We start from the raw sequence: 17,247 nt of genomic DNA on the forward strand, positions 1-17,247 counted from the left end.
GGTATAGGGGGCGTTACGGCCAGGCGATCACCGCATCACCAACTGGCCCTGCTGCTGGCCATTGTTGCGCAGGACGCGCAGCACCAGGGTCGGCGGGCGCTGCTGGAAATTGGCGCGCCAGCTGGCCAGGTCGGCGAACTCGCCCACCGTGGCATCGGTGATGATGTCACCCTGCTGCAGGCCATTGTCGGCTGCGCGGCTGCCGCGCTTGACCTCGCTGACCAGCACGCCGCCCACGCCGGACTGACGCAGCGATTCGGGCAGGTCGACGAAGCTGGCACCAGTCAGGCGCGGGTCCAGGCTCTCGCCGCTGACCACGCGCGCCTGTTCCTTCAGCGTTGCCTTGATCTGCAGCGGCTTGCCTTCGCGGCGGACGTCCAGGGTCAGCACGCTGCCCACCGCCGCCAGGCCTTCCACGTTGTGCAGTGCTTCGGCACTGTCCACACGCTGGCCGTTGGCCGAGACCACCACGTCGCCCGGTTTCAGCCCTGCGGCGGCACCGGCCGAGCCGGCCAGCACGCGGGTCACCAATGCGCCACGGGTTTCGCCCAGGCCCAGGCCCTGTGCGATCTGCGCGCTCAGGTTCTGGCTTTCGATGCCCAGCGTGCCACGCACCACCACGCCATGCTTGACCAGCTGGTCGACCACGCTGCGGGCCAGGTTCGATGGAATCGCCAAGCCCAGGCCGATGTTGCCGGCCATGCTGCCCTGCGGGTTGAAGCTGGCGGTATTGATGCCCACCAGTTGCCCCTGCAGGTTGACCAGCGCGCCACCGGAATTGCCGGGATTGATCGATGCATCGGTCTGGATGAAGTTCTGGTAGCCCAGCCCGCGGATGCCACTGCGGCCCACCGCCGAGACGATGCCCGAGGTGACCGTCTGGCTGAAACCGAACGGATTGCCGATGGCGACCACGAAGTCGCCCACCCGCAGCTGGTCACTGTTGCCCAACTTGATGTCGGTCAGGTTCTGCGCCGGAATGCGGATCAGCGCGATGTCGGTGTCGCGGTCCGAGCCGAGGAATTCGGCTTTGACCGTGCGCCCATCGGCCAGTGTCACCTGCACGTCATCGGCGTTGTCGATGACGTGGTGGTTGGTCAGCACCAGGCCTTCGGTTGCATCGATGATGACACCCGAACCGAGTGACTCGTTGATCCGCTCCTGAGGAATGTCCGGGAACAGGCGGCGGAAGAACGGGTCGTTGAAGAACGGGTTGCGCACCCGCACCACCTGCTTGGTGTTGACGCTGACCACCGCAGGCATCGCCTTTTCCAGCATCGGTGCAAGCGATGGCACTGCCTGCCCGGCAACCGATGCCGGCAGTGCTGCGCTGGTGGGCAACACCGCCGGCAGTGGAGCGGCGTCGGCTCGGTTGTCCAGATGCGCGTTGAGGCCAGTGGCAACGAAGCCGCCGAAGGCAGCAGCGATTGCGAGCGTAAGCAGGGTGGGAAGCGGTCGCATGGGAGTCGGTTCGCAGGCTGGGATGGGGGCCGTTGACGTATACGGTAGAACAAGCTGAATGAGTGTGTCGCGATCTGGATAAATGCCCCATGAAAATCCGACCCGTGCCGAGGGCGCCGGAAAGGTGGCGCGCGCGTCGTGCCGCTGTTCGCGACAGCCGCGCGCGAGCGCCGCAAGGCAGGCCGACAGCGCCGGGATACACCAGGACACTTGCGCAGTTCCGCGCATCCTGACCTTGCGATGACGTTCATTGCTGCGCGGATGCGTTGCTGCTGCCAGTGCCTGCACCGGCAGGCCGGCAGCAGGCGGGCTGCGCAGCACACTGCTTAAAAAAAGGGATTTCCTGACTGCGGGGCGCGTCAGTCGCCGCCATCGCTTACATCAGTTGCGTCGCAGCAGATGCGATTGACCGGCCGTGCCCGTTCCACGATAGCCATTGTCGGTATAGCATCGCCCCGTTTTGACAATCCAGGCCCCTAGGAGGGCAACATGAGCAACGGTAATGGTGTGTCGGTCGTGACCGACGCCGTCGAGAACGTGAAAGAAACCGCCACCAACGTCGGCGAGACCATCGCCCACGCCGCCGAAGACGCAGTGAAGTCGGTCAAGAAGACCGTCAAGCGCGCCCGCAAGGCTGCCACCACCCGCGTCGCCAAGGCCAAGAAGGTCGTGGCCAAGGTCGAGAAGACCGTTGCCAAGAAGGCCGAGAAGGCCGCCAAGTCGGTCGGCAAGACCGTTGCCAACGCCAAGAAAAAGCTGGAAACGGCCAAGAAGAACGCCAAGGCCGAAGCTGCTGCCCTGAAGAAGGAAGTGGCCAAGAAGAAGGCGGCTGCCGGCAAGACCGTGACCAAGAAGGCTGCTGCTGCCAAGAAGACCACCAAGGCTGCCGGTAAGAAGGTCGCCACCGTGAAGAAGGCCGCCACCAAGAAGGTTGCGACCGCCAAGAAGGCTGTGGCCAAGAAGACCGCTGCTGCCAAGAAGGTTGTCGGCAAGAAGGTTGCGACCGCCAAGAAGGCTGTAGCCAAGAAGACTGTGGCCGCCAAGAAGGTTGTCGGCAAGAAGGCTGTGGCCAAGAAGACTGTTGCTGCCAAGAAGGTCGCCGGCAAGAAGACCGTCGCTGCCAAGAAGGTCGTCGGCAAGAAGACCGTCGCCGCCAAGAAGGTTGTCGGCAAGAAGACCGTCGCTGCGAAGAAGGTTGTCGGCAAGAAGACCGCCGCTGCCAAGAAGGTCGTCGGCAAGAAGACTGCCGCTGCCAAGAAGGTCGTCGGCAAGAAGACCGCCGTCGCCAAGAAGGTTGTCGGCAAGAAGGTCGCCGCTACCCGCAAGACCGTGGCCAAGAAGGCTGCACCGCTGAAGAAGGCCGTGGCCAAGAAGGCTCCGGCCAAGAAGGCCGTGCGCAAGGCTGCCAAGCGCAAGTAATCGCGCGTGGTTCGAAGGCCCTTCCGCTCATCGGGCGGGAGGGCCTTCTGCGTTTTCGGGGGCGCTCATCCGCGCCTGACGTGGATCTGCGGCCGCAGGCTGGGGCAAGATGAAGGTCTTCCGCAGGAGCTGTGACCATGCGCGGCATCGATTTCAGTTCCTGGCAGGGCGTGCTGTCCACCTTGGCCGGGTTGGTCCTGATCACCCTGCTGGGCGTGGGTATCCGCCTGCTGGTGATGCAGACCCTGCAGCAGCGCCGCGAACGCGAGAACCGCCAGATCAACGAGCGGCTGCGTACCTTGATGGCGGCCTACAAGACGCTGGGTGGTTCCTTCACCGGTGAGCTGGGGGTCGATCCGGCCCATCTGCGCGACCTGCGCCAGCGCGCGCACGAAGAAGGCATCGCCGAGCCGGGCTCGGATCGGGCCAGGCGCATCCGCGATGCGGTCGAAGCGGCCCTGTCGGACATTCTGCTGCTGGGGACCGACGAGCAGGTACGACTGGCTGCGCGCGCTGCCAGTGAACTGGCGCAGGGCCGTCCGGTGCACACACACGAACTGGTGATCTCGCTGCGCGACTTCGTCCGCGAGGCGCTGGATCTTGCGCCGGTGCCGGCCGACCTGGAGATCCCGCGTCAGGGACCTACCCGCCCCGCAGGCAGCGGTGGCGGAAGTGGCAAGGGCCGCAACGAGGGCGAAGGCAAGGGCGGTCGCGCCGGTGGTGGTGGCGGTGGCATGGGCGCCGGAATGGGCGGGCTGGGTGTTGGCGCGGGTGCTGCGTTGGGTGCCGGCCATGCGGCCGGCGAGGATGAAGCGGGCGCCCGCTGAGGACGCCCGCCCGGGTCAGCGCTTGAGTTCGAAGATCGGCTCGAATCCGCCGTAGATCATCCGCGCACCGTCGAACGGCATGGGATTCTTCGTCGGGTCCAACCGTGGGTCTTCCATCATTTTCTGCATGCCTGCATCGCGGGTGGCCTTGTCCGGCCACTCGATCCAGGAAAACACCACCGTTTCCTCCGCCGTGGCTTTCACCGCGCCGAAGAAGTCGGTGGTCTTGCCATGCGGCACGTCATCGCCCCAGCCTTCGACCACCCGCAGCGCCCCGTATTCCAGGAACACCACATCGGCGCTGCGGGCGTGGGCGAGGAATTTCTCCTTGTTGGCGGTAGGCACCGCCAGTACGAAACCATCGATGTAACTCATCGCTTGCCTCCGGAATGGACCATGCCAGGTGCACGGCCTTCATTGAGTCGACGCTTCAGGGCGCGGGAAATCGACATCGATTGCCGCACCGTTGAATCGAAGCGCGTGCGCGTACCGCGCGCGTATGCCTGAGCCTTGCTGAATCAATGCAAAAAATTCAGCAATGCGAAGACCGCTGTTTTCAGGGAGCGTTGTGGCGAATAACGGAGAATTTACATTCCCGATGCGATGGCGCCCTGGCGCTGCTGCACACCATAAGAAAGTAAAGGTGTACCCCCATGAAGAATTCGCTGATTGCTCTGGCTCTGGCCGCTGCCCTGCCGTTCACCGCTTCGGCCGCCGAGAACCTGTCCTACAACTACGCCGAGGCTGATTACGCCAAGACCGACGTTGACGGCATCAAGGCTGATGGCTGGGGCGTGAAGGGTTCCTACGGCTTCCTGCCGAACTTCCACGCGTTCGGCGAATACAGCCGTCAGGAAGTCGACCACACCAACATCAAGGTTGACCAGTGGAAGGTCGGTGCCGGCTACAACGTCGAAATCGCTCCGTCGACCGACTTCGTTGCCCGCGTTGCCTACCAGAAGTTCGACCAGAAGCACGGCCTGGATTTCAACGGCTACAGCGCTGAAGCCGGTATCCGTACCGCGTTCGGTGCCCACGCTGAGGTCTACGGCCTGGTCGGTTACGAAGACTATTCGAAGAAGCACGGCGTCGACATCGACAGCCAGTGGTACGGCCGTCTGGGTGGTCAGGTCAAGCTGAACCAGAACTGGGGCCTGAACGGCGAGCTGAAGATGAACCGCCACGGCGACAAGGAATACACCGTCGGCCCGCGTTTCAGCTGGTAATTGCATCCACGGCGCGCCCGCGCGCTGTTCATGCTGCAACAGGCCCGGCATTGCCGGGCCTGTTGCGTTGTGGGGAATCAAAACAGAGCCTGACTGCGATGCGTGGCGTCATGTTGCATTGCAATGAATTGGATTCCGCCACCGCCGGTGGCCGCCTACGGTGGATATCCCGTGCTGCCGGATACACCGCGATGCCGCCCGTACTCCCACCGCTGCTCCCCGATCGGCCGCGCCGGCTGGCACTGCTGGATCCGCATCCGGTGCTGCGGCTGGGGGTGGAAGTATTGCTGCGCCAACACAGCGGCGTGCACGTGCGGGGCAGCTACGCCAACGAACGTGACCTGTTGCAACTGCTGGAAAGCGAACCGGGCTGCGTTGACCTGCTGGTGATCGACGCACTGCCGCTGGGCGATCTTGGCGATGGCCTGCAGCTGCTGCGCGGGTTGTCCTGGCGCTGGCCCAGCGTGCCGATACTGGTGCTGTCCGCGCACTGCAATGCCAGCACCGTGGCCACGACGATGCAGGCCGGTGCACGCGGCTTCCTGTCCAAGGCGACCACGCCGGAAATGCTGCTGCGCGCGGTGGACGTGGTCGCCCGCGGTGGGCGTTTCGTGCCCCCGGATCTGCGCACGCAGCTGAATCGATCACGCTCGCGGCGCATGTTGGCGCCCACCCTGGCGCCATTGAGCCGGCGTGAAAGCGAAGTGCTGCGGCTGGTGCTGCAAGGCTGCAGCACCGGCGAAGTCGCCCGGCGCTTCCAGCGCTCGGCCAGCACCATCAGCACGCAGAAGAAAGCGGCCTACCAGAAGCTTGGCATCCGCAGCGATGTCGAACTGTTCCGCATCCGCCACCTGCTGGAGTGTGGCTGACGAGCGCGCTTACTCGCCCTGGTACTGCTTTTCCTCGACCAGCGCCGAACCGGCGACACGGTTGATCTCGTTCTTCACCTGCACGCGTTCGCCATTAGTGCCGTACACGCCGCGCGCCAGCTGGATGAACGCCTCGTCGAATACCTGCGCCGCTTCCTTGTCGCGCAGCTGGTCCTGGATCTCCCACATGCGCTCGTTGATGGCCTTCAGCTGCGTCTTCAGCGCGGCCAGTGCCGGCTGCGCGTCAAGCTGCTGCTGCAGCAGCGGCAGCAGGCCGTCAAGCTCGGTGCGCACGTTGGCCAGCTTGGTCGCATCGTCGATGCGCTCGGCCTTGATCTCGAGAATGGTGATCTTGTCGATCAGCTCGCCGATCGATACCGGGGTCAGGATGGCGTCCACGTGGTTGGTTCCTGGAAATAGGCCTGCATGATACCGCGCTCGTTGCGGCGCGGATTTACGCTGAATTTGCGCTGGCACGGTGACATCGCCATCGAACCGTTACGGCCATGCCATCGACACTGCCGTCCCGGCGGAAAGACCGCCTTCGACGAGAAGTGAGTGCAGTGAAGAGCAAGGGGATGATCGTGGCCAGCGCGGCAGCACTGGCGGGGCTGCTGTGCGCCGGCAGCGTGCAGGCGCAGGTGCAGGTGAGTGGCACGGCGGCATTGACCAGCGACTATGTGTGGCGCGGCAGCTCGCAGAGCGGCGGCGATCCGGCCGCGCAAGTGGGGGCAAAGGTGACGGTGGGTGCGGGCTGGTATGCCAGCGCATGGGGCTCGAATGTCTCGTTCACGCCGGACAGCGGGGCACGCAGCGAGTTCGATCTCGTCGCCGGCTGGTCGGGCGCGCTGTCGCCGGACTGGAGCCTGGATGCCAACCTAACCCGGTATGTCTATCCGGGCACTGGCCGCGCGCTGGACTGGACCGAACTCAATGTCACCACCACCTGGAAGCAACGCGCCTGGCTGCAGGTCGCCCACTCCAACGATGCCCTGGCCGGCGGCCGTCGCGGCACCTACGCACAGCTGGGCGTGCGGGTGCCGTTGAACGAGCGCGTGCGGTTGGAAGCGGCGGTGGGGCAGTACTGGCTGGCCACCGCGCAGGGGCCGGACTACCTGCATGGCCAGCTCAGTGCCATCGCCACGTTGACGCCGGCCTGGGAACTGCGCGCCACCGTGCATGACACCGACAGCGCCGCCAAGCGGCTGTTCCCGGGCAATGCCGGTGGACGCTGGGAACTGGCGCTGCAGGGCAGCTTCTAGTCGGCCGATGCTGCCTGGTGGGTACGCCAGGCACTGGGCAGCCACACAAGCAGGGCCAGTACCGCCACCGCGGTACCGGCCACGCACACGCCGGTCCAGCCGAAGCGCTGGTAGACCTGGGCCGACAGCAGCGAGCCCAGCGAGCCCCCGATGAAATAGCCGGTCATGTAACCGGCATTGAGGCGGTTGCGTGCTTCGGGCTGTAGTGCGTAGATCAGGTTCTGGTTGCTGACATGCAGCAGTTGCGCGGCCAGGTCCAGTACCACCACGCCGACCAGCAGCGCCAGCAGCGAGTGCGCCGACAGCCCCAGCGGCAGCCAGGACAGCAGCAACAGCACCAGTGCAATGGCCGTGGCCCGGCCGCTCTGGCCACGGTCGGACATGCGCCCGGCCAGGCCGGCGGCCAGCGTACCGGCGGCACCGACCAGCCCGAACAGGCCGATGGTGGCGTCGCTGTAGGCATACGGCGGCTGCGCCAGCAGGAAGGCCAGTGGCGTCCAGAAGATCGCGAACATCGCAAAGCTGCACGCGCCGAGCAGTGTGCGCTGGCGCAGCACCGGTTCCTGTACGAACAGCGTGCCGATCGAGCGCAGCAACGCGAAGTAGCCGAGCCCGGCGGTGTGGTGGAAACGCGGCAGGCCGCGCTGCAGCGCCAGTGCGGTCAGCACCAGCGTACCTGCGGCGATCGCATAGACCAGTCGCCAGTCGCCCAGGCTCGACAGCAGCCCGGCCACGGTGCGTGCCAGCAGGATGCCCAGCAGCAGTCCGCTCATCAGGGTGCCGACCACGCGGCCGCGATGCTCCGGTGCGGCCAGGGTGGCGGCGAACGGCACCAGTACCTGCGCCACCACCGAGAACAAGCCGGTGATCGCGGTCCCGGCCAGCAGCCACGGCAACGACGGCGCGCACGCGCTGATCACCAGTCCGCTGGCCGACAACAACGTCATCACCACGATCAGCCGGCGGCGCTCGAACAGATCACCCAACGGCACCAGCAGGATCAGGCCGGCCGCGTAGCTCAACTGGGCAGCGGTGACCACCATGCCGACCTGGCCGAACGGCACGCCGAAGGCATCGGCGATGGTATGCAGCAATGGCTGCGCGTAGTAGTTGCTGGCTACCGCGACGCCGGTGGCGACCGCCATCAGCAGGATCTGCCAGCGCTGCAGGGGAGGAAGGGAAGGGGACACGCGATGTTCCGTTGAAGCAGGGCAGCACAGTGTCCGCCTGCTGCGGGCATGATGGAAATGAATCATCATCATCCCTGTCATCTGGAATTGAGATACCTGTGTGAACCTCAAGCAGCTCGAGTTCGCCGTGGCCCTGGCGGAAGAGGGCAACTTCACCCGTGCCGCCGCGCGCTGCCACGTGGTGCAGTCCGCCTTGAGCCACCAGATCGCCCATCTGGAGCAGGAGCTGGGTACGGTTTTGTTCGAGCGGCTGCCGCGCCAGGTGCGCGCTACGGCCGCGGGCGAAGCGTTGCTGGTGCACGCGCGACAGGTACTGGCCAGCCTGCGCCACCTGCGTGCAGACGTCGCTGCCGTCAGTGGTGAGGTGCGCGGGCTGCTGGCGATCGGGCAGATATCGTCGCTGACCGGCATCGACGTGGTGGCGTTGCTGGCGGCCTTCCAGCAGCAGCACCCGCAGGTCGAATTCCAGCTGCGGGTGGACAAGAGCGAGACCCTGCTGGAGCAGGTGCAGTCACGTGCATTGGACGTGGCGCTGGTGGGGCTGGTACCGTCGGCCGATCTTGAAGGCGTCTGTCACCAGATGCTGCAGGAAGAGGATCTGGTGGCCGTGCTGTCACCGCAGCATCGGCTGGCCAGGCGCCGTCGGTTGCCGTTGGCGGCGCTGCAGGAGGAGGCCCTGGTCGATTTCCCGCGGGGTACCGGCGCGCGCCGGCAGACCGATGATGCGTTCGCCGTAGCGGGCCTGCCGCATCAGGTGCGTTTCGAGGTCAACCTGATGGAACTGGTCGAGCGCTTCGTCCGCCACGGCTTGGCGGTGGGCATCGTGCCGGTGCAGATCGCCGACGGTTTCGAAGGGGTGGTGCAGATGCCTCTGCAACCGACCCCGACCCGGCGCGTGCATCTGGTCTGGCAGCGCCTGCCGACCCCGGCCGCACGCGCCTTCGTCGATGCCGTGCTCAGCCGCGCAGGCGCAGGCTCAGGCCCTTGAGGAAGTTGCGCAGCATCTGGTCCAGACAGCGCCGATAGTTCTTGTGGCCGGGCTGGCGGAACAGCGCGCCGAGTTCGGATTTGGAAACATTGAAGCCGATGCTGGTGAAGATCTCCATCATGTCGACGTCGCGCAGCTGGAAGGCCACGCGCAGCTTCTTCAGCACCAGGTTGTTGTCGATGCGGGTTTCCACCGGGCGCGGCGCCTGACCCTCATCCTGACCGCGCAGGTGCAGGATCAGGCCATCGAGGAAGTGCGCCAGCGCACTGTCGCTCATCGGCTGGAAACCCGGCTCGTCTTCACGCAGCAGCCAGGCCTTGGCCTGCTCGACATCCACGTCGAATGCCGGATCGGCCATCTGGCACAGGGTCACCACGTGGTGGTCGCCGAGGTCCAGGGAATAGCGCACGCTGCGCAGTACATCATTATTGATCATGGCCCATTGTAGCGGCCCGGCGGCTGTAACCGGACTGTCACCGGATTGCAGCATCGTGAGCGCTGTTCTGCAGGGATTCCCTTCGATGCGCCGGTACCTCCTCTCCATTCTGCTGGTCGCCAGCAGCTTCGCCGCCACCGCCCAGGACCGCTACGTACCCGTGGAGCAGCGTCTCAGCGCGGCCCAGCTGGCCGAAGTGGGCCTGGACGCGACCCAGCTGCAGGCCCTGAACCGCGTGCTGCGCGAGGCCGAAGCATCGACGCCTGCCTCCACCCGGGCACCGGTTGCCGCCAGCACCGGCGCACCGTTGCCAGCCAACGTTCCCGCCCCGGCGGCGATGCACCTGGGCCTGGAAGAGGGGCCGGTCAGCGCCCGCGTGGTCGGCGACGTTGCGGGCTGGGAACCGGGCACGGTGTTCAGCCTCGACAACGGCCAGCAGTGGCAGGTGATGAAGGGCCAGATGAAGCTGCGCAAGACCCTGCAGGCACCGCAGATCGAGGTGATTCCGGGTATCGCCGGGCGCTGGTTCCTGCAGGTAGACGAAGATCTGCCGAAGGCTCGCGTGTTCCGCCTGCGCTGACCGCGCGCGCCACAGCGGGCCGATCAGGCAACGCAGCCGTGGACCGACGGTGCCAGAATGGCGGTCTGGTTTCCCACGGAGTTGTCTGATGACCCGAACCGTCCTGATTACCGGCGCCACTTCCGGCTTCGGCGCCGCTGCCGTACACCGCTTCGCCCAGGCGGGCTGGAAAGTGATCGCCACCGGCCGTCGCAGCGAACGCCTGCAGCCGCTGGTCGAGCGCTACGGCAAGGAGGTGGTGCACGCGGCCGTGTTTGACGTGCGTGATCCTATTGCGATGGAAGCGGCACTGCTGGCCCTGCCGCCGGCCTTCGGTGACATCGACCTGCTGGTCAACAATGCCGGTCTCGCCCAGGGCACCGCGCCGGCGCAGAGCGCCAGCCTGAAGGACTGGACGACGATGATCGACACCAACATCACCGCGCTGGTCACCCTGACCCATCGCCTGTTGCCGCAGCTGGTGGAGCGCAAGGGCGCCATCATCAACATTTCGTCGGTGGCCGGTGTCTATCCGTATCCGGGCGGCAACGCCTATGGCGGCACCAAGGCCTTCGTCAGCCAGTTCTCGCTGGGCCTGCGTTCGGACCTGCACGGTACCGGCGTACGTGTGACCACCATCGAGCCGGGCATGGCCGAAACCGAGTTCACCGTGGTCCGCACCCATGGCGACCAGGTCGCGTCGGACAAGCTGTACACCGGCGCCAATCCGATGACCGCCGAGGACATCGCCGAGCAGATCTTCTGGGTGGCGAGCCTGCCGCCGCACCTGAACATCAATCGCCTGGAACTGATGCCGGTCAGCCAGTCGTTCGCCGGCTTCCAGGTTGCCCGCGAGGGCTGATCTGCGCTTTGCAGCGTCGAGCCCAGCGCTGCGCAGGCAAAAAAAAGCCGGGCAATGCCCGGCTTTTTCCATTCATGCCCGCAGACTTACTGTGCCTTGATCGCCATCGCCTGCAGGCCGGTGCCATCCAGCTTCTGCTTGGCTTCGGAAAGTTCACCAGCGCTGCCATAGGGCCCCATGCGTACGCGGTACACGGTCTTGCCGTTGATCTGCGCCGACTCCACGCGTGCGGCCAGGCCCATCATCGCCAGCTTGGCCTTGGTCGCCTCGGCATCGCCGGAGGCGCCGAACGCACCTGCCTGCAGGATGTAGCGGGCGTTGTCGGCCGGTGCCGGGGGGGCTGCAGCGCTGGCGGCGGCCGGCGCGGCTTCACTGCGTGCCGCAGGAGCGGCGGCAGCGGTGCTGGTGCTGGCCGCCGGCGCCGGCGCCGCCGGGCGTTCACTTACCGGTGTCGGCAGCGGACGGCTGGTGGCGGTCACCGGGGCGGTGCTGGCAACGCTCGCCGTCGCCGCCGGCACTGGCTTGCCTTCCAGTGCCGCCTGCGCGCGCTGCGCTTCGGCCTTGCTCCGACGCTGTTCTTCGGCGCGCGCGCTGGCAGCCAGTTCGGCGTCGGACATCTCCACTTCCTTGCCAGGCAGCAGGGTGTAGAAGTCGTACTGGGTGGCGGCCGGCTTTTCCGGCTCAGCCGGCTTCGGCGTGGCCGGCTGTGCGGCCGGCTGGGTGCCGACATCACCTTCGCCATCGGCCACCGGCGCCGGCTGCGCGTTCGGGTTCGGCTGCGGGCCGGCGCGCAGGAAGCCATCGCCCTCGCCCTTGAACAGGTTCGGCGCCGCCAGGAACACCACGGCGGCGATCGCCACGCCGGCAACCAGCCACACCCATCCGGGCGTGCCTTGGCTGCTGTTGCGCCGAGCCTGTGTCTTGCCGCGTCGTGCTGCCATGTCTACTGCGTCTCCTGAGACTTACATTTTTTCCGGGGCGGAAACGCCCAGGAGGTCGAGGCCGTTGGCCAGCACCTGGCGCGCCGCGCAGGCCAGGGTCAACTTGGCATTGCGATCGGTCGCGTCGTCCACCAGCACCGGCGTCCCGTGATACCACGTGTGGAAGGCGTGCGCCAATTCGCGCAGGTACTGCGCGACCAGGTGCGGTTCCAGCGCCACGCCGGCCGCTTCCACCACTTCCGGATAACGCGAGATCTCGTTCATCAGGGCCAGCGATGCATCATCGGCCAGACGGCCCAGGTTGGACAGGCCGGTGCCCTGTTCGTAGACCAGACCCTTCTCCTGCGCTTGGCGCAGCAGGCTGCAGACGCGGGCATGCGCGTACTGCACGTAGAACACCGGGTTGTCATTGCTCTGCTGACGGGCCAGATCGATGTCGAAGGTCAGCTGCGAATCGGGCTTGCGCGCGATCAGGAACCAGCGGGTCGCGTCGCGGCCGGCCTCTTCGATGAGGTCACGCAGGGTGAAGTAGCTGCCTGCACGCTTGGACAGCTTCACTTCCTCGCCGCCGCGCATGACGGTGACCATCTGGTGCAGCACGTATTCCGGCCAGCCCTGCGGGATGCCCACTTCCATGGCCTGCAGGCCGGCACGCACGCGCGCCAGCGAACCGTGGTGGTCCGCGCCCAGTTCGGTGATCGCGCGCTCGTAGCCGCGCTGCCACTTCGACAGGTGGTAGGCCACGTCCGGCACGAAGTAGGTGAAGGTGCCGTCGGACTTGCGCATGACGCGGTCCTTGTCGTCACCGAAGTCGGTGCTGCGCAGCCACAGCGCGCCGCCTTCTTCATAGGTATGGCCCGACGCCTGCAGCTTGGCCACCGCCTCGGCAACCTTGCCATCGGCGTACAGCGAGCTTTCCAGGAAGTAGATGTCGAAATCCACGCCGAACGCGGCCAGGTCCAGGTTCTGCTCGTTGCGCAGGTAGGCCACGGCGAAGCGACGGATCGCCTGCATATCGTCCGGGTCCTTGGCGCCGACCACGAGGGTGCCTTCCAGGTCGACGCTGGCGCCGGTCATGTAGGCCCGTGCCACATCGGCGATGTAGTCGCCACGGTAGCCACCTTCCGGCCATCCTTCCTGGTCCGGCGCGATGCCCTTCACCCGTGCCTGGGTCGACAGCGCCAGGTTCTCGATCTGCACGCCGGCATCGTTGTAGTAGAACTCGCGCTTGGCGTTCCAGCCGTTGGCATCGAGGACGCGTGCCACGCAATCGCCGATGGCCGCGGCGCGGCCGTGGCCGACATGCAGCGGACCGGTCGGGTTGGCCGACACATACTCCACGCCCACCGTGCGGCCATTGCCGGACAGGTTGCGGCCGTAATCGGCGCCTTCCTTGATCACGGTGGCGGCTTCACGCTGGTACGCGGCCGGTGCCAGGTGGAAATTGATGAAACCGGGGCCGGCGATCTCGACCTTGCTGACATCTTCACTGCGCGGCAGTGCCTCGACCAGCGCCTGTGCCAGGGCGCGCGGATTGCTGCGCGCGGCCTTGGCCAGCAGCATCGCGGCGTTGGTGGCGAAGTCGCCATGGTCACGGGTCTTCGGGCGCTCGACCACGAAGTCCGGCGGCAGGGAGTCGACGGGCAGGGTGCCATTGGCGCGCAAGGCTTCGATGCCTTGGCTGATCAGGGCGCGGAGGAGATTTTTCACGAGGCCTGCTGTGAGAATGAGCGGCGGAATCGCCCATTTTAGCGCAGATGCCGGCCCCAACGCTGACCGAGGCCTGCCTGCCAGGGCACGCGTGGCTGCCTGTTGCTGCGGGGCTCATCCGACCAGGCGGGCCTGAAGCGGCGGTAGAAGACCCCGTTCAGCAAACGAAACGGGACGCCCTTCGCCCACCACGAAGTGGTCCAGCAGGCGGATGTCGACCAGTGCCAGGGCCCGCTGCAGCTCCTCGGTGATCTGCGCGTCGGCGGCCGAGGGTTCCGGGTCGCCGGAGGGATGGTTATGGCTGAGGATGACCGCGGCGGCGTTGTGCAGCAGGGCTCTGCGCACCACTTCGCGGGGGTAGACCGGGGCCGCGTTGATGGTGCCTGCGAACAGTTCCTCGCAGGCGATCATACGGTGGCGGTTGTCCAGGAACAGGACCACGAACAGCTCCCGCGCCTGCCCGCGCAGGCGGTGCTGCAGGTAACGACCGACGGCCGAAGGGTTGTTGCCGACGGCTTCACCCTGCTGCAGTTCAGCAGCCAGGTAGCGATGGGCCAACTCCAGCCCGGCGGCCAGCGTGCAGCTGCGAGCCGGCCCCAACCCAGGGAGTTTCGACAGCTCGCGGGCGGGGCGGTCCAGCAGCACCCGCAATGGACCGTGGGCGAGCAACAGGTCACGCGCAGTCTGGACGGCGTCCCGGCCGCCAATGCCGGAACCCAGGAACAGGGCCAGCAGTTCGGCGTCGGACAGTGACGTGGGACCCCGGGCCAGCAGCTTCTCGCGGGGGCGCTCTTCTTCGGGCCATTCATGGATGGGCATGGTGCCCATCATGGCGATCATCGCCGACCGCTCCCATAAGCGCTTGCCGTACCCGTGGGTCGGCCAAGTCCTCAGTCGCGCCGGGTCTGCAGGTAGTCGTACAGCTCCTGGTTGTTCTGCAGGCCCAGCTTGCGCATGGCTTCTGCCTTCTGCCGGCTGATCGTCTTCGGGCTGCGTCCGCTGCGGTCGGCGATGGCATTGATGTTCAGGCCGTCGGTCAGCAGTTGCAGCACTTCCAGTTCGCGTATCGACAACGCAGCCGGTGGATGGGGGAACAGCAGATCGCGGGCCTGCAGGTGGCGCCGCAGCTGATCGGAAACGAATATCTGCCCTGCCATGGCGGCATGCAGGGCCTGCGGCAGCTCGGCGAAGTCGGCGCTCTTGTCGACCAGTCCGTGTACGCCATCGCGTAGCAGGCCATCGAGCAACCCCGGGTGCCTGGCCCCGGTCAGCACCACCACGGGAAGTTCGGGATGGCGTTGGCGCAGCACGGCCAGCAGTTCGGGACCATCCGGGCCCGGGCCGGGCATGGACAGGTCGGTGAGAACGGCATGGCAGGGCTGCTGCACCAGCAGCTGCAGCAGTCCGGCGCCGTCGGCAGCGGCACCGGCCACGTCCATCTGGTGACGCTCGAGCACGATTCGGATGCCGTGCAGGACGACCGGATGGTCGTCGGCAATGATGATGCGCGGTTGCACGGGGAACTCCTGGGAAATCGAACGGCACACCTGGGTGTGCCAGCGACGATTCTGCAAAGCGGGGACGCGAAGAGGTATAGGAAAGTTCCGAATCGGCATGCAGCAAACCCGGAAAACTCCCTGGGGGCAGTCCATGTGCTGATAGCCGCCCGCTATGTGCCGCGTGCACCGGGAGGTTGCTGGCCTTCGGGTAAGCTAACGCCCTCGTTTGCACAGGAATTCCAGGTGGCTGATTCTCCCAACGCTTCCCCGACGCGGATCCGCGCGCTGGAAGGCCAGAAACTGCTCTTGTGTGTCGGCGGCGGGATCGCGGCCTACAAGGCCCTGGAACTGGTTCGACGCCTGCGTGATGCCGGTGCGCTGGTGCAGGTGGCGATGACAGCCGGCGCCCAGCAGTTCGTCACGCCACTCAGCTTCCAGGCCCTTTCCGGCCAGCCGACGCGCACCACGTTGTGGGACAGCGCCGCCGAACAGGCCATGGGCCACATTGAACTGGCACGCTGGGCCGATCGCATCGTGATCGCGCCGGGTACCGCCGACCTGCTGGCACGCCTGGCCCAGGGCCACGCCGACGATCTGGTCAGCACCCTGTGCCTGGCCAGCACCGCGCCGCTGACCGTGTGCCCGGCGATGAACCATCGGATGTGGCTGCATCCGGCTACCCAGGCCAATATCGCTCTGCTGCGCCAGCGTGGCGCGCAGGTGATCGGTCCGGTCGATGGGCCGCTGGCGGAAGGCGAGTCCGGCCCCGGCCGCTTGGCCGAGCCGGCCGACATCGTCGCCGCACTGGCCGCCAACGGCACTGCTGCCGCCGTCGCTGCAGCGCCGGAGACGCACGCGCTGCAGGGCCTGCGCCTGCTCATCAGCGCCGGCCCGACCTATGAAGACATCGACCCGGTGCGTTACGTGGGCAACCGCAGCAGCGGCAAGATGGGGTACGCGCTGGCCGCCGCTGCCGCTGGGCTGGGTGCCCAGGTGGTGCTGGTCAGCGGGCCGGTGCAGCTGCCGACGCCGCCCGGCGTGCAGCGCATCGATGTGCGCTCTGCCGCGCAGATGCGCGAGGCGGTACTGAATGCGCTGCCGGCCGACATCTACATCGGTGCTGCCGCCGTTTCCGATTACACCCCGCGCCAGGTGGCCGCGCAAAAGCTGAAGAAGACCGCCGACAGCCAGTCGCTGGTGATCGAGCTGGTGCGCACCCCGGACATCCTGGCCGAGGTTGCCGCGCAGACGCAGTCGTTGAAGCTGGTGGTCGGCTTTGCCGCCGAGACCCACGACGTGGAGAAATATGCGCGCGGCAAGCTGGTCGACAAGCGCCTGGACCTGGTGATCGCCAACCAGGTGGGCATCAGCGGCGGCGGTTTCGAAAGCGACAACAATGCCGCCACGGCCTTCTGGCAGGATGGCGAACAGGTATTCCCGGCTACTTCCAAGCGTGAGCTGGCCGAACAACTGCTGGCGCTGATCGCGCGGAGGCTTCAGGCATGACCCAGGCAAGCAACACCCACGTATTCTCCCCGCAACCGTTGCAGGTCAAGCTGCTCGACCCGCGTTTCGGCGACAGCTGGCCGCTGCCGGCCTATGCCACCGAAGCCAGTGCTGGCATGGACCTGCGCGCGGCGCTGGAAACCGCGCTGACCCTGCAGCCGGGCGACACCGCACTGATCCCCAGCGGCCTGGCCATCCATATCGCCGATCCGCATCTGTGCGCGGTGATCCTGCCGCGTTCGGGCCTGGGCCACCGCCATGGCATCGTGCTCGGCAACGGCACCGGCCTGATCGACGCCGATTACCAGGGGCCGCTGCTGATCAGTGTCTGGAACCGTGGCCGCGAGGCCTTCACCATCGAGCCGGGCGATCGCATCGCGCAGCTGGTGGTCGTGCCGATTGCCCGCGTCAGCCTGCAGGTGGTGGATACTTTCACCGACAGCGTGCGGGGAACGGGTGGATTCGGCCATACCGGGGTGCGTTGACAGGGGA

Annotated in this window: 19 protein-coding genes; 10 read left to right on the forward strand and 9 right to left on the reverse strand. The window is 66.4% G+C overall.

The annotated features are described in order from the left end of the window. Positions 1-27: 27 nt before the first annotated feature. Positions 28-1,461, reverse strand: a complete 1,434-nt coding sequence (locus ACEF39_RS01445; protein ID WP_500286706.1) for a Do family serine endopeptidase — start codon at positions 1,459-1,461, stop codon at positions 28-30. Positions 1,462-1,950: 489 nt separating this feature from the next. Between ACEF39_RS01445 and ACEF39_RS01450 the strand changes: the two genes are divergently transcribed. Continuing rightward, positions 1,951-2,880: a histone gene (locus ACEF39_RS01450; protein WP_500286707.1), complete on the forward strand. Its 930-nt coding sequence runs from the start codon at positions 1,951-1,953 to the stop codon at positions 2,878-2,880. 137 nt (positions 2,881-3,017) lie between these two features. Further along, positions 3,018-3,707: a hypothetical protein gene (locus tag ACEF39_RS01455; protein ID WP_500286708.1), complete on the forward strand. Its 690-nt coding sequence runs from the start codon at positions 3,018-3,020 to the stop codon at positions 3,705-3,707. 15 nt (positions 3,708-3,722) lie between these two features. Here the strand turns inward: ACEF39_RS01455 and ACEF39_RS01460 are convergent, their stop codons facing one another. Further along, positions 3,723-4,082, reverse strand: a complete 360-nt coding sequence (locus ACEF39_RS01460) for a DUF1428 domain-containing protein (protein ID WP_165376044.1) — start codon at positions 4,080-4,082, stop codon at positions 3,723-3,725. A gap of 278 nt (positions 4,083-4,360) precedes the next feature. Between ACEF39_RS01460 and ACEF39_RS01465 the strand changes: the two genes are divergently transcribed. Both ACEF39_RS01465 and ACEF39_RS01470 read left to right on the forward strand, forming a co-directional pair. Further along, positions 4,361-4,933, forward strand: a complete 573-nt coding sequence (locus tag ACEF39_RS01465) for an OmpO family porin (protein WP_025878364.1) — start codon at positions 4,361-4,363, stop codon at positions 4,931-4,933. 191 nt (positions 4,934-5,124) lie between these two features. Next, on the forward strand, positions 5,125-5,802 hold the full coding sequence (locus ACEF39_RS01470; protein ID WP_500286709.1) for a response regulator: 678 nt from the start codon (positions 5,125-5,127) through the stop codon (positions 5,800-5,802). A 9-nt stretch (positions 5,803-5,811) separates the two neighbouring features. Here ACEF39_RS01470 and ACEF39_RS01475 read toward each other — a convergent pair whose 3' ends face one another. Beyond that, entirely contained in the window at positions 5,812-6,201 is a 390-nt protein-coding gene (locus ACEF39_RS01475) for a DUF6165 family protein (RefSeq protein ID WP_025878366.1), read from the reverse strand. 164 nt (positions 6,202-6,365) lie between these two features. On the opposite strand from ACEF39_RS01475, the gene ACEF39_RS01480 reads away from it, so the two are divergent. Then, complete coding sequence (locus ACEF39_RS01480) at positions 6,366-7,064, forward strand: TorF family putative porin (RefSeq protein ID WP_500286710.1); 699 nt, start codon at positions 6,366-6,368, stop codon at positions 7,062-7,064. Here ACEF39_RS01480 and ACEF39_RS01485 read toward each other — a convergent pair. Further along, complete coding sequence (locus tag ACEF39_RS01485; protein WP_500287950.1) at positions 7,061-8,209, reverse strand: MFS transporter; 1,149 nt, start codon at positions 8,207-8,209, stop codon at positions 7,061-7,063. The two genes, ACEF39_RS01480 and ACEF39_RS01485, sit on opposite strands and share 4 nt — an antisense overlap. Positions 8,210-8,354: 145 nt before the next feature. Here ACEF39_RS01485 and ACEF39_RS01490 point away from each other — a divergent pair, with 145 nt between their 5' ends. Beyond that, on the forward strand, positions 8,355-9,242 hold the full coding sequence (locus ACEF39_RS01490; protein WP_500286711.1) for a LysR family transcriptional regulator: 888 nt from the start codon (positions 8,355-8,357) through the stop codon (positions 9,240-9,242). Here the strand turns inward: ACEF39_RS01490 and ACEF39_RS01495 are convergent. After that, positions 9,211-9,678, reverse strand: a complete 468-nt coding sequence (locus tag ACEF39_RS01495) for a YehS family protein (RefSeq protein WP_340571024.1) — start codon at positions 9,676-9,678, stop codon at positions 9,211-9,213. The two genes, ACEF39_RS01490 and ACEF39_RS01495, sit on opposite strands and share 32 nt — an antisense overlap. Before the next feature lie 85 nt (positions 9,679-9,763). On the opposite strand from ACEF39_RS01495, the gene ACEF39_RS01500 reads away from it, so the two are divergent. Together ACEF39_RS01500 and ACEF39_RS01505 are read left to right on the forward strand one after the other, a co-directional pair. Beyond that, positions 9,764-10,258, forward strand: a complete 495-nt coding sequence (locus tag ACEF39_RS01500; RefSeq protein WP_500286712.1) for a hypothetical protein — start codon at positions 9,764-9,766, stop codon at positions 10,256-10,258. An 88-nt stretch (positions 10,259-10,346) separates the two neighbouring features. Beyond that, positions 10,347-11,099 (forward strand): SDR family NAD(P)-dependent oxidoreductase, encoded by a 753-nt coding sequence (locus ACEF39_RS01505; protein WP_089241353.1) that lies wholly within the window; start codon positions 10,347-10,349, stop codon positions 11,097-11,099. An 86-nt stretch (positions 11,100-11,185) separates the two neighbouring features. On the opposite strand, the gene ACEF39_RS01510 is transcribed toward ACEF39_RS01505, so the two are convergent. From ACEF39_RS01510 to ACEF39_RS01525, 4 genes are all read right to left on the reverse strand, one after another. Beyond that, the gene (locus ACEF39_RS01510) at positions 11,186-12,040 is read right to left on the reverse strand and encodes an SPOR domain-containing protein (RefSeq protein WP_500286713.1); all 855 of its coding nucleotides are present in this window, start codon (positions 12,038-12,040) and stop codon (positions 11,186-11,188) included. A gap of 21 nt (positions 12,041-12,061) precedes the next feature. Further along, the gene (argS, locus tag ACEF39_RS01515; RefSeq protein WP_500286714.1) at positions 12,062-13,750 is read right to left on the reverse strand and encodes an arginine--tRNA ligase; all 1,689 of its coding nucleotides are present in this window, start codon (positions 13,748-13,750) and stop codon (positions 12,062-12,064) included. A gap of 114 nt (positions 13,751-13,864) precedes the next feature. Continuing rightward, positions 13,865-14,569 (reverse strand): RadC family protein, encoded by a 705-nt coding sequence (gene radC / locus ACEF39_RS01520; protein ID WP_500286715.1) that lies wholly within the window; start codon positions 14,567-14,569, stop codon positions 13,865-13,867. A 71-nt stretch (positions 14,570-14,640) separates the two neighbouring features. Further along, positions 14,641-15,267 carry a response regulator gene (locus ACEF39_RS01525; RefSeq protein WP_500286716.1) on the reverse strand — a complete coding sequence of 209 codons (627 nt, stop codon included), beginning with the start codon at positions 15,265-15,267 and terminating at the stop codon, positions 14,641-14,643. A gap of 225 nt (positions 15,268-15,492) precedes the next feature. On the opposite strand from ACEF39_RS01525, the gene coaBC reads away from it, so the two are divergent. Next, positions 15,493-16,755 (forward strand): bifunctional phosphopantothenoylcysteine decarboxylase/phosphopantothenate--cysteine ligase CoaBC, encoded by a 1,263-nt coding sequence (coaBC, locus tag ACEF39_RS01530; protein ID WP_500286717.1) that lies wholly within the window; start codon positions 15,493-15,495, stop codon positions 16,753-16,755. Next, positions 16,752-17,240: a dUTP diphosphatase gene (gene dut / locus ACEF39_RS01535; protein WP_500286718.1), complete on the forward strand. Its 489-nt coding sequence runs from the start codon at positions 16,752-16,754 to the stop codon at positions 17,238-17,240. The genes coaBC and dut overlap by 4 nt, the downstream gene beginning before the upstream one ends. Positions 17,241-17,247: the final 7 nt, after the last annotated feature.

The sequence above is a fragment of the Stenotrophomonas indicatrix genome, assembly GCA_041545745.1.
Classification (GTDB): Bacteria; Pseudomonadota; Gammaproteobacteria; order Xanthomonadales; family Xanthomonadaceae; genus Stenotrophomonas; species Stenotrophomonas indicatrix_A.

Coding starts and splice junctions, on each gene's coding strand:
- ACEF39_RS01445 (WP_500286706.1), bottom strand. CDS start 1,461: ATGCGACCGCTTCCCACCCTGCTTACGCTCGCAATCGCTGCTGCCTTC.
- ACEF39_RS01450 (WP_500286707.1), top strand. CDS start 1,951: ATGAGCAACGGTAATGGTGTGTCGGTCGTGACCGACGCCGTCGAGAAC.
- ACEF39_RS01455 (WP_500286708.1), top strand. CDS start 3,018: ATGCGCGGCATCGATTTCAGTTCCTGGCAGGGCGTGCTGTCCACCTTG.
- ACEF39_RS01460 (WP_165376044.1), bottom strand. CDS start 4,082: ATGAGTTACATCGATGGTTTCGTACTGGCGGTGCCTACCGCCAACAAG.
- ACEF39_RS01465 (WP_025878364.1), top strand. CDS start 4,361: ATGAAGAATTCGCTGATTGCTCTGGCTCTGGCCGCTGCCCTGCCGTTC.
- ACEF39_RS01470 (WP_500286709.1), top strand. CDS start 5,125: ATGCCGCCCGTACTCCCACCGCTGCTCCCCGATCGGCCGCGCCGGCTG.
- ACEF39_RS01485 (WP_500287950.1), bottom strand. CDS start 8,209: ATGGCGGTCGCCACCGGCGTCGCGGTAGCCAGCAACTACTACGCGCAG.
- ACEF39_RS01495 (WP_340571024.1), bottom strand. CDS start 9,678: ATGATCAATAATGATGTACTGCGCAGCGTGCGCTATTCCCTGGACCTC.
- ACEF39_RS01500 (WP_500286712.1), top strand. CDS start 9,764: ATGCGCCGGTACCTCCTCTCCATTCTGCTGGTCGCCAGCAGCTTCGCC.
- ACEF39_RS01505 (WP_089241353.1), top strand. CDS start 10,347: ATGACCCGAACCGTCCTGATTACCGGCGCCACTTCCGGCTTCGGCGCC.
- ACEF39_RS01510 (WP_500286713.1), bottom strand. CDS start 12,040: ATGGCAGCACGACGCGGCAAGACACAGGCTCGGCGCAACAGCAGCCAA.
- radC (WP_500286715.1), bottom strand. CDS start 14,569: ATGCCCATCCATGAATGGCCCGAAGAAGAGCGCCCCCGCGAGAAGCTG.
- dut (WP_500286718.1), top strand. CDS start 16,752: ATGACCCAGGCAAGCAACACCCACGTATTCTCCCCGCAACCGTTGCAG.